The 14,652-nt window shown below is 47.4% G+C and carries 15 protein-coding genes; 4 read left to right on the top strand and 11 right to left on the bottom strand.

The features are described from left to right. Positions 1 to 71: 71 nt before the first annotated feature. The 5 genes from ABEB26_RS08585 to ABEB26_RS08605 form a co-directional block, all read right to left on the bottom strand. The gene (locus ABEB26_RS08585) at positions 72 to 2,180 is read right to left on the bottom strand and encodes a two-component system response regulator (RefSeq protein WP_345721557.1); all 2,109 of its coding nucleotides are present in this window, start codon (positions 2,178 to 2,180) and stop codon (positions 72 to 74) included. A 10-nt stretch (positions 2,181 to 2,190) separates the two neighbouring features. Beyond that, complete coding sequence (locus ABEB26_RS08590) at positions 2,191 to 4,809, bottom strand: histidine kinase dimerization/phosphoacceptor domain -containing protein (protein ID WP_345721558.1); 2,619 nt, start codon at positions 4,807 to 4,809, stop codon at positions 2,191 to 2,193. Between the two features lie 128 nt (positions 4,810 to 4,937). Then, the gene (locus ABEB26_RS08595) at positions 4,938 to 5,804 is read right to left on the bottom strand and encodes an alpha/beta fold hydrolase (RefSeq protein WP_345721559.1); all 867 of its coding nucleotides are present in this window, start codon (positions 5,802 to 5,804) and stop codon (positions 4,938 to 4,940) included. Continuing rightward, entirely contained in the window at positions 5,804 to 6,025 is a 222-nt protein-coding gene (locus ABEB26_RS08600) for a hypothetical protein (RefSeq protein ID WP_345721560.1), read from the bottom strand. The genes ABEB26_RS08595 and ABEB26_RS08600 overlap by 1 nt, the downstream gene beginning before the upstream one ends. A gap of 2 nt (positions 6,026 to 6,027) precedes the next feature. Beyond that, on the bottom strand, positions 6,028 to 6,225 hold the full coding sequence (locus ABEB26_RS08605) for a hypothetical protein (protein WP_345721561.1): 198 nt from the start codon (positions 6,223 to 6,225) through the stop codon (positions 6,028 to 6,030). A gap of 138 nt (positions 6,226 to 6,363) precedes the next feature. On the opposite strand from ABEB26_RS08605, the gene ABEB26_RS08610 reads away from it, so the two are divergent. Together ABEB26_RS08610 and ABEB26_RS08615 are read left to right on the top strand one after the other, a co-directional pair. Further along, the gene (locus ABEB26_RS08610) at positions 6,364 to 7,818 is read left to right on the top strand and encodes a protein kinase domain-containing protein (protein ID WP_345721562.1); all 1,455 of its coding nucleotides are present in this window, start codon (positions 6,364 to 6,366) and stop codon (positions 7,816 to 7,818) included. A 26-nt stretch (positions 7,819 to 7,844) separates the two neighbouring features. Then, a complete protein-coding gene (locus tag ABEB26_RS08615) occupies positions 7,845 to 8,885 on the top strand; it encodes a glycosyltransferase family 4 protein (RefSeq protein WP_345721563.1) in 1,041 nt (346 codons plus the stop codon). Between the two features lie 70 nt (positions 8,886 to 8,955). On the opposite strand, the gene ABEB26_RS08620 is transcribed toward ABEB26_RS08615, so the two are convergent. The 5 genes from ABEB26_RS08620 to egtB form a co-directional block, all read right to left on the bottom strand. Next, entirely contained in the window at positions 8,956 to 9,369 is a 414-nt protein-coding gene (locus ABEB26_RS08620; protein WP_345721564.1) for a hypothetical protein, read from the bottom strand. A gap of 44 nt (positions 9,370 to 9,413) precedes the next feature. Further along, positions 9,414 to 9,821 carry a hypothetical protein gene (locus ABEB26_RS08625; protein WP_345721565.1) on the bottom strand — a complete coding sequence of 136 codons (408 nt, stop codon included), beginning with the start codon at positions 9,819 to 9,821 and terminating at the stop codon, positions 9,414 to 9,416. 49 nt (positions 9,822 to 9,870) lie between these two features. Continuing rightward, on the bottom strand, positions 9,871 to 10,242 hold the full coding sequence (locus ABEB26_RS08630; protein WP_345721566.1) for a hypothetical protein: 372 nt from the start codon (positions 10,240 to 10,242) through the stop codon (positions 9,871 to 9,873). 82 nt (positions 10,243 to 10,324) lie between these two features. Then, positions 10,325 to 11,305, bottom strand: a complete 981-nt coding sequence (gene egtD / locus ABEB26_RS08635) for an L-histidine N(alpha)-methyltransferase (protein ID WP_345721567.1) — start codon at positions 11,303 to 11,305, stop codon at positions 10,325 to 10,327. After that, positions 11,302 to 12,606, bottom strand: coding sequence for an ergothioneine biosynthesis protein EgtB (gene egtB / locus ABEB26_RS08640; protein WP_345721568.1), 1,305 nt, complete (start codon positions 12,604 to 12,606; stop codon positions 11,302 to 11,304). The genes egtD and egtB overlap by 4 nt, the downstream gene beginning before the upstream one ends. A 263-nt stretch (positions 12,607 to 12,869) precedes the next feature. Here egtB and ABEB26_RS08645 point away from each other — a divergent pair, with 263 nt between their 5' ends. Then, positions 12,870 to 13,082: a hypothetical protein gene (locus tag ABEB26_RS08645; RefSeq protein ID WP_345721569.1), complete on the top strand. Its 213-nt coding sequence runs from the start codon at positions 12,870 to 12,872 to the stop codon at positions 13,080 to 13,082. Here ABEB26_RS08645 and ABEB26_RS08650 read toward each other — a convergent pair. Further along, a complete protein-coding gene (locus ABEB26_RS08650) occupies positions 13,079 to 13,519 on the bottom strand; it encodes a YccF domain-containing protein (RefSeq protein ID WP_345721570.1) in 441 nt (146 codons plus the stop codon). The two genes, ABEB26_RS08645 and ABEB26_RS08650, sit on opposite strands and share 4 nt — an antisense overlap. A gap of 259 nt (positions 13,520 to 13,778) precedes the next feature. Here ABEB26_RS08650 and ABEB26_RS08655 point away from each other — a divergent pair, with 259 nt between their 5' ends. Continuing rightward, positions 13,779 to 14,453 (top strand): DUF4397 domain-containing protein, encoded by a 675-nt coding sequence (locus ABEB26_RS08655; protein WP_345721571.1) that lies wholly within the window; start codon positions 13,779 to 13,781, stop codon positions 14,451 to 14,453. The last annotated feature ends 199 nt before the right edge of the window (positions 14,454 to 14,652 follow it).

Below are 14,652 nucleotides of genomic sequence, written 5' to 3' on the forward strand. Positions count from 1 at the left end.
GTAATCAGTCATAACCGCCTAGACTGGTATCGAGCAGCAATCTATCCGAAATACGGCGTTTAATCAGACTCCTATTGGGCAACTTTGGCATTCAGTGGAACCATTACGGTACCTTGGGCAAAGTTGCGAATTAATGCTCGCGCTTCTTCTGGTGGCAAAGCTTTGGAATACCACCAGCCTTGGCCAAAATCACAACCCATTTCGATCAACATTTGGGCGGTTTGAGCATCTTCCACACCCTCGGCGACCACGGCACAACCCAACGAGCGTGCCATCAAACTAATTAACTGAGCGATTGAGTGCTTGCTGGCTCCGCTCTCGGGCTGAATAAACGTCCGATCAATCTTCAAAACATCAATTGGGGCACTATGCAACAAACTTAGTGAGGCATAGCCAGTGCCAAAATCGTCGATATGCACTTGCACACCTAAATCATGCAATTCGTGCATCACTTCGACCGCGCGATTACTCTGCATCATCACGCCTTCGGTAATTTCGGCGCACAAATGTCGCGCAGGCATGCCAGTTTCAGCCAAAATGCTTTGAACTTGTTGAATCAGATTGGCTTGGAAAAATTGACGATGGGTAAAATTAACGCTCAATTCTAAGGGCGGATGAAACTGAAACTCGTTTTGCCAAGCACAAATTTGTTGGCACGATTCGCGTAAGAGTTTCCAGCCAATTTGAGCCAAAATTCCTGTTTCTTCGGCAATGGCAAAAAACGAAGCTGGGCCAATCACGCCTTGAGTCGGGTGATTCCAACGCAACAAGGCCTCAAAGCCCGATAATTCTCCGGTTGCTAGTTTGATAATTGGCTGATAGTGCAAACATAATTCATCACGCTCAACCGCGCGGCGTAATTCGACCTCAAGTTGCAGCGTGCGCAAGGCCTCAACATGCATCTCTTCATCAAATACTGCGCGACAACCACGACCTTGCGATTTAGCTCGATACATCGCGCTATCGACATCGCGCAAAACTTCGTGATAATGCTTGTAATGATCGTCAATCACCACAATTCCAATGCTGGCTGCGGTAAAAACTTTATAGCCATCAATATGATATGGCTCGGCAACAACGCTTAATAAACGATCGGTAACTCGTAACACATCATGCAGATCATTAACTCCATCAAGCAAAATGGTAAATTCATCGCCACCCAGCCGTGCTACTAAATCATGCGAGCGAATACAACGCTCTAAACGTTGGCCAACTTGAATTAATAATTTATCACCAACAATATGCCCTAAGCTATCATTAATAATCTTGAATCGATCAAGGTCAATAAATAGTACGGCGTGATGATGGTGCAAATGATAATGATCAAGAATATATTGCAAACGGTTGATAAAAACATTCCGATTGGCTAAGCCAGTTAGCGCATCGTGCAAGGCTTGATGGCGAATATGCTCCTCAGCCGCATCAAGATCGCGCATATCACGCAGCACTAAAACAATACCGGCAATCGCTTCATCTTCTTCGCGAATTTGCGAAATACTTGGCGCGACCACAAATTCAGCTTGGTCATTGACCAGAATCTGGCGTGGCAATAGTAAATGATGATTCGTTTGTTGAATTAAATAAGCTAAATCGAATTGATAGGTTATTTTGGTTTCACGATCCAGCAAATTAACTACATCGCCAATAAATTGGCCAATTAAGGCATCATTCGGTCGATTTAACAAAATACTAGCAGTCGGATTGGAAAATTTAATCAATCCATGAATATCTGTTGTGATAATTGCATCGTCAACGCTGTTTAAGGTACTTGAATATAAACGTTCCATGCGCCGCAAGCGTTGATCGACCCGATGGCGATATAAACCCATTTCGATTGCACTCAGCAAATCGCGATCTTCAAAGGGCTTGACCAAATAGGCATACGGTTCGGTTGCCTTGGCGCGGCTCAAAGTCTCTGGGTCAGAGTAGGCGGTCAGATAAATAATCGGCAAGCCATAACGTTTCTGAATCTGTTCGGCGGTGCTGATGCCATCAAGTTGGCCCTGCAAATGAATATCCATCACGATCAAATCGGGGCATTGTTCGGCAATAAATTCGAGCGCAGCTTCACCGCAACTAAAGCTGCCAATCACGTTATAGCCCGCTGCCTTGAGCGCTTGCGCCATATCCAAGGCCACAATTACTTCATCTTCAACTATCACAATGTTTGCTTTGCTCATATCTGGTCCTTTATTTACGTGGAATTGTTAACTTAAACACAGTGCCAGCCGTTGAAAGTTGCTGAATCGAGGCACCAAGTTGGCGAATCAGGGCATGGACTAATTCAAGCCCCATCGAGTTGGATGGTTGACGATCAAGTGGCATCCCAATGCCGTCATCGCCAATTTCTAGCTCAACAAACTGCTGATCATAGCTTCCCTTCAGCCAAATCAAGCCGGTCTCTTGGGCAATAAAGGCATGTTTGAAGCTATTAGTCAGTAATTCGTTGATAATTAATCCCAACTGAATCGTTGTATCAGTATTTAGATTGACTGGCTCAACACTTAGATTAATTGAAATTGTTGGACGATTAGTATGTGATCGTCGAAAAAACTGCACAAGATGCTTGATATATTCGGCTAAATCAATATACCGTAAATCTGATGAACGATAGAGTTGTTCGTGCACAAGTGCCATTGCATGAATGCGGCTTTGGCTTTCAAGAAAACGATCACGGGTATCTCTGTCGCTAATTTGGCGAGCTTGTAAATTGAGCAGGCTTGAAACAATTTGCAAATTGTTCTTGACTCGATGATGAATTTCTTGCAATAACACCATTTTTTCTTCTAATGATGCTTGCAATTGTTCACGATGCGAATAGAGCTCGCTGACATCTTGCAATGCCGATAGAATTGAGGTAGCATATCCTGTTTCATCAGTTTGAAATACCGTATCATAGCCAATAATCCAGCGCCATTGGCCATCACGATGCTTAATTCGAAAGCGGTTTTGAATAATTGTACCTGGCTTGGAAGTATACAAACTTGGCAAATAAGCATCAATTTGGATTAAATCATCAGGATGAATTAAGCTACGTAAATCCATTTCTTGCATTTCGAGCATTTCGCTCGCTGCATACCCAAGCATCGATTCTAATGAGCGATTGATATAGGTTATTTGATTGAGCTTTACATCATATTTATAGACAATACATGGAATCGAAGCATTAATTTGTTCGACAAGGTGCTTACTTTCTTCCAACGATTGCTGGAGATTACGACTTGCAGTGATATCTTCGAGCACAAAACAAAAACGTTGGCCAATTGGTGAAGCGGTATTGACTGGGCCAATTGTTGCAGTATACATAATTGCTGGATCGAATGGATCATTATAATCAAAGCGTTCGGGCTGGCCTTTGGTGCGGCTACGTTGAAAATATTGAATCCAGCGATCAATATCGGTTTGGGGTATCCCAAGCTGGATCATGGTCATTTCACAATAGTTTGGTGCAAGATTCCATTGCTTAACCGTCATAGTATTTGCGGTCAGCAAGACTAAATCAGCTTCTGGGGTAATTTCAACCACACCCATCATCACCGGAGTGCTAGCATAGAAACTGCGCAATAAGGCTTGACTCTCGACTAAGGCCTCTTCGGTTTTCCGTCGCCGATCGAGTTCGCGATTGAGCTGGACATTAATATTTGATAGCTCATTTGTACGTTCCTCAACTCGTTCTTCTAAACGCCGAACCATCAGCATTAATGCCTGTTCTTGTTCACGCAACTCAGCATATAAACGGGTTTGTTCGAGTGCTTCAACAAAACGCGTGCCAATATCACGAGCAATCTCAAGATCTTCTTGCATAAACGGCAAATTGATGTGAGTACGCAATAAACTTAATATGCCAACTGGATGTTCATTCCAATAGAGTCCAACCATAAGTATACTGTGTAACTTATATTCACCTAACAGCGGTTGGAATTCACTCGATTCAAGTAGTAATTGATGTTCATAAATATTTAATGCTAAAGGTTGATTCGAAATAAGCACTTGATAGCGTAATGAATCAGGCGCTAGCTGATCAGCCCATTCTGCCGACATGCGATAGAGCTGAGTGCGATAGTCGGCTTGTTGATGATGAAAAATCTCTTGCTGAATCTGGTTGGTTTGGCTCATACTCAGAATTTGAATCATACAGCCATCACTAAAATGCTGGCACAAATGCTTACTCAACGCCATCAGCATTCGATCCAAATTCAAGCCAGTGTGCGCCAAAATATGCGACGATTCGCTCATCATCTGCATGCGTTGATAGGCTTGCACCTCGTATTCGCGGGCATAGCGAGCATCCAAATGCAGACTGAGATTGGCAATCGCTTGGGCTAACATGACATAAAGCGGATGTTCACTTGGTGGGCTAGCCTCAGCGATTTCGAGCACGACAATGCCCCACAAACGATCATAGGCTTGTAAGGGAATGAGCCAAACTGGTTCGTTTGTGCTAGGCAATGGTAAACCAAATTCGGTTGGTTTAGCCAAACGCTGAGGAGCTAAAAGCGCCTGTGGAGCGTTGAAATAATACTGCTCTAGCCAAGCTAAACGGGTTGCTTGCGCTAACTGTTGATAGCGATCTGGTTGGCCCAACACAAAACTTTGCAGCAAGGTTTTAGGATCGGTAGGAATAAACAGTAACCATGTAGTTAGGTGGGTTAGCCAAGGCTTAAAATAGTGGGCTAGGCTTTCAGAACCTAAACTTTCGTTGGCAACCCAGGTTACAAACTGATTGAGTGCCAATTGCCAAGGCGTAGCTTGCTGCCCGAGGGCGATAGTTGGCACAGCATCGGCATCAGATTGTTGCAGAAAACTCATGCAGCTACCACCTTTCATAATCGGCCAATTGCGCAAGGCTGATCATAGCAAGGCTTCACAGGTTCGTCAGGATGACTAGCGCCTTATTTGGAGGGTAGACATCTGGTCTACCCTGCTTCACCATGGTTCTACCACTCACCCCGTACAAATGGGATCAACACAGCATTCACCTCATTGGGCGCTTCTTGCTGTACCCAATGGCTCACATCGCTTAGGTAGCGGATGCGTAAATCGGTCACATAGCGCTCAGTGCCATAGGTTAATTCTTGGCCAAGCGCCGTATCAGCAGTGCCCCAAATTAATAAGGTTGGCACATGAATATGATGCGTCGATAGTTGCCGTAGATAGCGCAAGCCTTGGCGTACATAGGCTCGATACCAATGAATCATCGCCCGTAATGCTCCAGGTTGGCCCCAAGCCTGATGATAGGCCTGAATATCTTCAGCGCTAAATACCCCAGGCCGTTGGACTGCGCCAGTTAAGGCTTTGGTCAGCACTTGAAAGTTGTTGCGTTTGGCCGACCACTCAGGGAAATGGGGTACTTGAAAGGCAAAGATATACCACGAACGTAGCATTTGGCGTGGATTAGTCCAAAGATTTTTGGCCATCAGCAGCGGATGCGGCACATTCATAATTACCAAACGTTCAACATACCCATGATAGCGCATGGCAAACATCCAAGCTACTGCTGCGCCCCAATCGTGGCCCACAATTGTCGCTCGCTCAAAGCCCAAATGCTCGATGAGCGCCCGTACATCATCAATTAATAAATCAATTGTGTAGTGCTGCCACAACGCTGGTTTATCCGAGAGGTTGTAGCCACGTTGATCGAGTGCAACCACCGTGTGGGTTTCGGCCAAAGCTGGAATTTGATGCCGCCATGAATACCAAAATTCAGGAAAGCCATGCAATAGCACCACCAACGGCCCGCTGCCCGCCCGTACATAATGCAAATTAAGCCCATTGAGCAAGGCCATTGCATGTTCAAGTTCCATTAGTCGTCCTCTTTTTTCAGTAGTGTCTCGCGGGCATTGGCGGCTTTGGCGGCGAGCAAACGCAAGGCATATTCAGTTTCCGAATCGTTATGCAAGTGGGCGGGTTTCATTAATAGGCCTGCCATTTGCTGCAAATGGGCCAATTCGGCTGGGTTTTTGGCTTCAATCGCTTCGGCAATTGCTTGGCGTAGGTGTTGTTGAATAAACTCAATTGTTAACATGATTAAGCTCCTTTCACAGCCTGCGCTAAATGAGCAAAGCGTTGGGCATTGGCTGAATCATCGGCTTGCCGGGCCAGATCGGCCAAAAATTCACATAAACGCTGCATCTGGCGTAATTCAATTTGACCACCATCAAGCGTTTTACGCGCAATCAAGGCCTCGGCATACTCGTAAATTGCATCAATTGATAAAGCCATCATCACCCTCCATACACCAATAATTTGTTAATTGAGGATTGCTGCCATCATTGAAACTTCTGTGTTAGACTGTGCAACAGTTGCTCATAGCATAGCGTAGCATACAGCAGGAAATGGTGCTGAGCCTAAGGAACCATAGATATGAGTATAGCAACCGAGCGAACGTTGTGTCCAATCTGTGGCACCGATAATCGCAATGATGCCAAATTCTGCCAGCAATGTGGCAATAATATAGTCTTGAACAATCGCTATCGCATCACTCGTGCCATCAAGGAAGGCGGCATGGGCGCGGTCTATGCTGCCACCGATCAAAGTGGCAAACGCTACGCGCTTAAATCATTGATCGATCGTTTCAACGATAAAGCCGAACGGGATGAAGCGATTGAACGTTTTAAAGAAGAAGCCTCGATTCTACGCGAATTGCAGCACCCGCAAATTCCCCATGTATATGGCGATTTTTTGCATGGTGGGCGCTACTACCTCGCGATGGATTTTGTTGAGGGCGACGATTTAGAAGATTTGCAGCGCCACCAAGCCAATGAGCAATTCGATGAACCGACTGTGTTGCGCTGGGCTGAGCAAATTGCCAATGTGCTCGATTATTTGCACGAACGGCGTTTGATCTATCGCGATGTCAAGCCATCCAATATTATGATCGAACGTAAAACCGGCAATGTTAAAGTTGTTGATTTTGGCATCGCCAAATTGTTTCAGCCCAACGAGCGCGGCACATTAATTGGCACGCCTGGCTATTCGCCGCCCGAGCAATATCAAGGCCAAGCTACACCACAATCGGATATTTACGCTTTGGGCGCGACCTTGCATCATTTATTAACAGGTCGCGATCCACGTGATGAAGCGCCCTTTTCCTTTCCACCAGTGCGCCAGCTTGCACCCAACGTTTCGCTGGCCACCGAGCAGGCCATCAGCAAAGCCTTAGAAATGGAAATTAGCAAGCGTTGGAAAAGTGCAGCAGCATTTCGCGCCGCATTGCCCTTGGAATCATTGCGCAAACCTAAGCCTAAACCCAAGCCCCAAGCAACGGTGATTCTGGAACAAAAACCACAAAAACCAGCCATGGCCGCCAGTGTTGGCGCGATTCCGCAACCGCAAAAGGCTGCGCCAACCAGCAGTACCAAACCCAAACCCAAGCCCAAAAGCCAACCCTTGCCAGCGAAACCCAAGCCAAGCGCCAAGCCCAAAAAGCGCTTCCGGCCATGGATTCCGCTGCTAACAATTTTGATTGTTGGGGTATTGCTGGCGCTCGGCATTCCAGGTATGGATCAAAAGATCTTGAATTTGTTCAACTCAAGCACAGCCACCAGCGTTACGCCAATTCCACAGGCGGCAACCACCCGCTGGGTTGAGCGCAATATTGTGGTGAGTGTTGTTGAAGGCACAAGCGATACCGAGATTGCCAATCAACTGAAACAACAATATCGCCAAGCAATAGTTGCTGAATTTGGCAATACTGCTAAAATCAACGAGGCATTGATGACCTTTGTGGGTGGAAATCCCCGCAATATCGGCACTGATGCTAGTGGTATCCGCTACGAAGTAACAATTCGCGCCTCGGTTGCCATTCCTAAGCCCTAATCCGCACGAGGAAGTTGCAGACATTTATGCTAAAACCCCTCTACATCTCGCCGCTCGGCAAGGGCGGCGTTGATATTGGCATTCAAAATATCACCCGTTCGATGCAACGAGCTGGCCATCAACCAAGTTTACGCCGTTTATCGCACCTATTTAACTTTGCCCCAATGGCTGCAAAATTGGCGCTTGGCCGCAATTGGTGGCAAGGCCATGATCTGGTTCAGGCGCGTTCTCGTTGCGCATGGGCCTTACGTGCCCCAGGCCTGCCATTGGTCACGACCGTGCATCACATCGTGACCGATCCGCTGCTTCAGCCCTATAGCTCGCCGCAACAACGCTTGTTTTATCGCTTGGTCGAAAAAACCTATGATGGCTTATCGGTACGCTTAGCTGATGAGGTGATTTGTGTCAGCCGCTACACGCAGGAGCAAACCCGCCTAACCTACGGCGATCGCTCGACTACCGTGATTTACGATGGGATTGATACTGAAGCTTTTACACCAGCCCCTGATTTTCAGCGCACCAACGATTTGCCTGCGCATGCTGCGCCGATTCGTTTGCTGTTTGTTGGCAATCGCACACGGCGCAAAGGTTTTGATCTGCTGCCTAAAATTATGGATCAACTTGGGCCGCAATATGTGTTGTATTACACTGAGTCGTTTCAAGGGGTACAGGCAGCGCCGCCGCATCCGCAGATGGTGCGGATCGGCACGCCCGACCGTGACGGTTTGATTGCGGCCTATCGTTCCTGTGATCTATTGCTGTTTCCGGCGCGAGTTGAAGGCTTTGGGATTGTTGCAGCCGAGGCGGGAGCTTGTGGCAAGCCCGTAATCACCACCAATGCCTCGGCGCTGCCCGAAGTGGTCAATCATGGCGAAACTGGGCTGCTCTGCGAATTGGATAATGTCCAAGCCTTTGTTCAAGCGATCCAAGAGTTGGGCGAAGATCCGACTCGGCGTTTGCAGATGGGCCAAGCCGCCCGCGAACGAGTGGCCAGCAATTTTGGCTACGATGTCTTGGCGCGAGAGCTAGAAGCAGTATATCGTCGCGCTTTATTTGTCACTGCCTAGAAAACGAATATTTCGTAATAAAAAAGCAGTAGTTTGATGCTACTGCTTTTTCGATTTAATGTTGCTCATTTTATTTGTTTGGGGCAAACCATGCGCGAGTTTTTTCGCGCGATAAATACCAAATAATCAACATACTAATCATTATCGAAATAGTTTGCCATAGTTCTGGTTCATAATCAAAGAAAAATCGTAAAATCCAATATAAAACCACAATAATTGATTCCAAGATAACCACAAGTTTTCTAATTTTTTCGCGAAACCCAAATAGACCTTGGACGATTTTGACATGTAAAAATGTAAAAGCTCCATAAAACAGTACCATAAAGCCATATGGCAGCAAATAGCCTGGCGGCAGATCAAGAAATCTTAGCGCAAAAATCAACATCATTCCGCCTGTAAAGGTAGCTCGTGCTGCAAATATAAAACCAATCAAAAGAATCCCTAATGGTTTTTTACCGTATTTTACTTGCTGAATCTGTTGCATAGTAACAAAATTCCTTCGTATGGAGGTTCTTAACACAATTTGATTTAGGCTTCGTAGAAATAATCTAAGGTTTCAGTTCGGCGTAAATACCAAATGACCGCAATGCTGATGCCAATTGAAACCAAATCCGATAGTGCAAGACTTCCGGTTAGCAGATCAAAGGCTGAAAGTGCCAACGCCAGAAATTCAAGGAAAACTCCAAGCCGGCGGGCACGCTCGCGTTGTTTAAAAATGCCCCAAGTAACCCGAGCATACAACACGGTTATGCCAGTATAGGCCAATACCAGCAGTAACGGGATGAAGAAGTCTGGCCCAAACCATGTTTTCAACTCAAACCCAAGCAATAGGGTTAATCCGGCCATCAGCAGTGTGCCTAGAGCATATCGCACACCAACGAGCTTGAGACCAAGTGGGGCAGGCAATTTGGTTTGATTTGCGGGAACGCTATACATACTCTCTCCAATTCAAAAGAAGGTTCGCAGGCTGATACGCACAAACTGCTTAACGGTTGCACAAAACTACAAGCTTTTGGCGGGTGAGATACCATAGGCAAACCCAACTTACGACCCAATTGATCAGCCCAAACCACGACATGTTCCATAACCAACCAATGATCCGCAACATTTCAAGTATCACCGCAGTTCGGCGAGCCTCAGATTTGTGTTTGCTCAGGCCATTGCCAACCCAAGCAAGTAGCCAAGCAATCGCACCAAACAACCCGCCCATAAACAGCCACAGCCCTAAATCAAAGGCTGCACTTTGGCTGATGAGCGTGTAGAAAGTTATTGCAGCGCTGAGGTAATAGCGCCAACTGATTAATTTAAGTCCCAAAGGGGTTGGGCTAAAAAGTGCTGCTGAATGATCACGTTGCATCGTGATTGTCCTCTCTCGTACAATAATTTGGGATTAAATACGCCGCCGAGCTGCATATTGTTGGCAACTCGGCGGTTTTAGTTCAAGCAATCGGGCGTAAATAGTGCACGCTGAACAGGTTTTGGGGGTCTGTCCAAACTTCGGCTACCTCAAGTTGGGCTTGGGCGGCCAATGCGGCAAATTCTTGCAGATGATATTTGTAAGAACATTCAGTCCAAATTGGCTCACCACAGCGAAAGTCAATTTGCTGATCGCCAATCCACACCGTTTGATCGTGCAAGCTGACCAAGTGCATTTCAATTCGGCCTTGAATTGGGTTGTAGCAGGCATAATGGCGAAAGTTGGCTAGCTCGAAATTGGCATCAAGCTCACGATTAATTCGCGCCAGTAGATTGAGATTAAATGCCGCAGTCACTCCAGCAGCGTCGTTGTAGGCCGCATGCAACAGACTGGGATCTTTTTTGAGATCAACGCCGAGGAGCACGCCACCCTCAGGCAAGCACAGCTCACGCATCATTTTTAAAAAGCTCAACGCTTCGTCAGGGTGAAAATTGCCAATTGTCGAGCCTGGATAAAACACCACTGTGCGACCAACTGGGCGTTGAGCCTGTGGCAAGCTCAACGGCTGGGTGTAATCGGCACATATTGGCAAAATTTCGATTGACGGGTAATGCTCGGCTAAATCTTGACTAGCGGCGATCAAATGTTCGCGCGAAATATCAATCGGTAGATAGGCCGCTGGTGTTTCAAGTTGATCAAGCAGCAAACGGGTTTTGAGGCTGGCTCCGCTGCCATATTCAACCAAACGGACATCAGGTCCAATCCAGTGGCGAATTGCGGGCATGGCCTGCTGCAAAATTGCTAGTTCGGTGCGGGTTGGGTAGTATTCGGCTAGTTCACAAATGGCCTCGAAAAGCTGCGAGCCTTCAGCATCGTAGAAAAATTTACAGGGCAAGGTTTTGATTGGTTGACGCAAACCATCAAGCACTTCGCTACGAAAGCAGGCTAGAGTAGGGGCGGCATCAAGCAAACGTACCTTGGCTAATTGTTGGGTTTCGCTCATGCTTCACCATCCGCTGCCAAGCGCAAGCCGCTAAATTGCCAACGAGCATCGGGCGGAAAGAAATTGCGGTAGGTCAGTCGCGCATGGGAGCGCGAGGTGGCACACGAAGCGCCGCGCAACACATATTGCCCCGACATAAATTTGCCATTGTATTCGCCTAGTGCGCCTGCTGCTGGCTGAAACCCAGGATATGGTGAGTAGGCACTTTGGGTCCATTGCCAAACTTCGCCAAACATTTGTTGGGGCAAATTGCTGCTATCAACATTGAGTGCTGCTGGATGATAGCGGCCTGCGTCAGCGTATGAGCCATCGAGCGCTACGGTTTGGGCCGCCAGTTCCCACTCGGCCTCGGTTGGCAAGCGCTTGCCCGCCCAACGCGCAAAAGCATCAGCCTCGTAATAGCTGAGGTGACAAACTGGTTCGGCTAGATCAAGCGGACGCAAACCGCCAAGCGTCATCTGATGCCACACGCCATCGAGTTGCTCCCAATACATCGGCGCAGTCCAGCCGGTATCTTCGCGGGTGTACCAGCCTGAGGAGAGCCACAAATCTTGGCGGGTATAGCCAGCATCTTCGATAAAGGCCAAATATTCGCCATTGGTGACAAGCCGTGAGGCCAATTGAAAACTATGCACAAATTGGCGATGACGTGGCGATTCATTATCGAAGGCAAAGCTTTGGCCCTCGTAGCCAAGCCAAACAATGCCTTCGGGATAGCTGAGCCAACGTAATGGTGCGGCAGGCTGTTGGTTGCTTGGGGCAAATTCACGGTAAGCTGGACGTAAAGGATTTTCAGAAAAAACATGCTTGAGGTCAGTCAGCATTAATTCTTGATGCTGCTGCTCATGGTGAATCCCCAAATCGAGAATTGGCTCCCAACGGGCAAAGGTTTCGGCATCCATCGCCTGCAATAAGGCCAACATTTGCTGATCAACATAGGCACGGTAGCGGTAGGTTTCCTCGACCGTGGGACGCGAAATCAAGCCGCGTTTGGGGCGACAATGGCGTTTGCCAAGCGTTACATAATACGAATTAAAAAGGTAAGCATATTGGGGGTGCAATGTTTGATAGTTGGGCACAGCTTGGGTTAGTACAAACGTTTCAAAAAACCAACTCGTATGCGCAAGATGCCACTTAGTTGGGCTAACATCGGGCATCGACTGAATCACATAATCTTCGGTTACAAGCGGCTCACAAAGATACTCCGAGAATTGGCGCACTGTCTGATAGTGTTCGATCAAACGAGCTTGGCGGGCTTGCACAGGCATCGCTGAAAGCGACGAATCCATCAGTGTCTCCATCGACTGCATCCTTTGCTATTGCCCCAAAGTACACACACTCAAGGGCGGCGGTTGACGAACAGAGGTCAGTTGGTAGATAACCAACATGAGGCAACTCTTGGTGTCGCGACGCGATAAAGGTGGGATGAGTGCCAAAAAAACGGCGTTGTCATGGCAGCCGGCAATGCCATGACAAATGGACGAAGGCAGTGTAGCATAACCCAAGTCGCTTGAACATAGCAAAATCCGCAAATTTGTTCAAGCATTCTTTAAGGAGTTTTTCGATGCAGTATGAGCTTGTTGTGCGCGTTGAGGCTGGGCAGTATCGAGCAATTTGTCCACAAATTGCTGGAGTGGTCGGCTATGGAGCCAGCCCAGGAGCTGCTTTGGATGCAGCGTTGGCTGCCTTACAAAATTTTTGCATTCAGCATAACTTGCCCGTGCCACAGTTGGACGTAACGCGGGCAAGCCTTAGAACCAGCAGTGGTCGCGCTTAGCCTAAGGTTGTAATCGCTGGCACACGGTTGAACATCCAAAACGATATCGGCAGGCCCAAGCCAAAACTAAACCCAGCGATTGCCCAAGCCGTTGCTAGCCAAATGCCGCTGAGCCACCAACCAATAAGGATGAAGTAGATCGCCCGAATGATAAATGCTTGTTGAGGGCGACCGTAGCCAACGACCACCTGGCCATTCGAGAGCACTACCATTTGGGCATTGGCCGGATTTGGGCGCAAAGTCATCATTTGCGGCAGTCGGTTGAGCAACATCAGGCCTAGTGGCAAGCCGATAATGCTAACGATTAGAAACCATGCCAAACCTGTGACCACTGCTCCCAACCACAAGCCCACAAAAATAAACCACAAGCCGCGAATCAAGCAGCCAGGCCCAGTATTGCCATTGTTGATGATCACGGTTGGCGGTGGATAACTCATTGGATTCCCTTTCTAACGCTAGATACTTGAGCTTAGCATACCTCATTTGCTGTTCACAAATGTGGATTATCTACTTGAACTAGATCGGATTTTGATTAATCATTGATGAGTTTAGATATTTGTTCATGAATTGTCGATCTTTTGTACATCCATCAAAAGCTTGCTCGCGTAAAACGAGACAATAGCGCTATAACGAGTTGAGATAGGTCAGGGTTAACTAGTTTCGCTGAAGATTGTTGTTTTTTTGGAGGATTCTAAAATGGTACGACGTTTGATGTTGCTTACATTGGCTTTGTTGGCAGTTGTCGGGTTGAGCACACCGCAGGCGAGCAAAGCAGCAACGATGAATTATGTTCGGGTTATGCACGCCTCGCCCGATGCCCCAGCAGTCGATATTTTTGTCGATGGCAAAGCCGTATTAACCAGTGTGCCATTCTTTGCACTGAGCGGACAATTAGCCTTACCAGATGGCACATACACAATTGATATTGCTCCAGCCGGTGCAGGTGTCGCAGCGTCAGTCTTCGAAACCAAATTAACGCTTGAAGGCGGTTATACTGGCACGGTTGCTGCGGTTGGTAGCTTGGGTTTAGGTAATTTTGATGTCAAATTGTATGAAGATAATTATTCGATGACTGGTGCTGGGATGAGCCGCGTGCGGGTTATTCACGGCTCACCTGATGCACCAGCAGTCGATATCAAAATTGCTGGCACGCAAAATGTTGTGGTCAAAGGAGCTAAATTTGGCGACGCAGCAACTTTAGAAGTTCCAGCAGGCACGTATAGCTTTGATATTAGCCCAGCTGGTAGCTCGACCGTGTTGTTTACCACGCCAGCCTTGCGCTTCGAATCAGGTTGGGGCTATAGCTTGGTCGCTAGCGGCTTCGCCAGCAAGAATTTTTGGGTTCAATCACGGGTTGATATGGTCAAATAACAAGCATCCAATGCTGGATTGGTAGGGTTCGCCACCCTTCCGTCCCGCCGCTGGCGGGAAACGCAGGGGGTTTTCATCCCCCTGCACCCCCTAAAGTTCAATCCATGGGACGGAAGGCATCAATTGAAGCATCGAAACCGATCGTTCTAAGTGTAAAAACATATACCGTGCTGTGATGGACAAGATCGCAGCACGGTTA

Origin of the sequence: Herpetosiphon gulosus, assembly GCF_039545135.1 — a bacterium.
GTDB lineage: Bacteria > Chloroflexota > Chloroflexia > Chloroflexales > Herpetosiphonaceae > Herpetosiphon > Herpetosiphon gulosus.

Coding starts and splice junctions, on each gene's coding strand:
- ABEB26_RS08590 (WP_345721558.1), bottom strand. CDS start 4,809: ATGAGTTTTCTGCAACAATCTGATGCCGATGCTGTGCCAACTATCGCC.
- ABEB26_RS08585 (WP_345721557.1), bottom strand. CDS start 2,180: ATGAGCAAAGCAAACATTGTGATAGTTGAAGATGAAGTAATTGTGGCC.
- ABEB26_RS08595 (WP_345721559.1), bottom strand. CDS start 5,804: ATGGAACTTGAACATGCAATGGCCTTGCTCAATGGGCTTAATTTGCAT.
- egtB (WP_345721568.1), bottom strand. CDS start 12,606: ATGGAGACACTGATGGATTCGTCGCTTTCAGCGATGCCTGTGCAAGCC.
- ABEB26_RS08650 (WP_345721570.1), bottom strand. CDS start 13,519: ATGAGTTATCCACCGCCAACCGTGATCATCAACAATGGCAATACTGGG.
- ABEB26_RS08620 (WP_345721564.1), bottom strand. CDS start 9,369: ATGCAACAGATTCAGCAAGTAAAATACGGTAAAAAACCATTAGGGATT.
- ABEB26_RS08615 (WP_345721563.1), top strand. CDS start 7,845: ATGCTAAAACCCCTCTACATCTCGCCGCTCGGCAAGGGCGGCGTTGAT.
- ABEB26_RS08655 (WP_345721571.1), top strand. CDS start 13,779: ATGGTACGACGTTTGATGTTGCTTACATTGGCTTTGTTGGCAGTTGTC.
- egtD (WP_345721567.1), bottom strand. CDS start 11,305: ATGAGCGAAACCCAACAATTAGCCAAGGTACGTTTGCTTGATGCCGCC.
- ABEB26_RS08625 (WP_345721565.1), bottom strand. CDS start 9,821: ATGTATAGCGTTCCCGCAAATCAAACCAAATTGCCTGCCCCACTTGGT.
- ABEB26_RS08630 (WP_345721566.1), bottom strand. CDS start 10,242: ATGCAACGTGATCATTCAGCAGCACTTTTTAGCCCAACCCCTTTGGGA.
- ABEB26_RS08605 (WP_345721561.1), bottom strand. CDS start 6,225: ATGATGGCTTTATCAATTGATGCAATTTACGAGTATGCCGAGGCCTTG.
- ABEB26_RS08610 (WP_345721562.1), top strand. CDS start 6,364: ATGAGTATAGCAACCGAGCGAACGTTGTGTCCAATCTGTGGCACCGAT.
- ABEB26_RS08645 (WP_345721569.1), top strand. CDS start 12,870: ATGCAGTATGAGCTTGTTGTGCGCGTTGAGGCTGGGCAGTATCGAGCA.
- ABEB26_RS08600 (WP_345721560.1), bottom strand. CDS start 6,025: ATGTTAACAATTGAGTTTATTCAACAACACCTACGCCAAGCAATTGCC.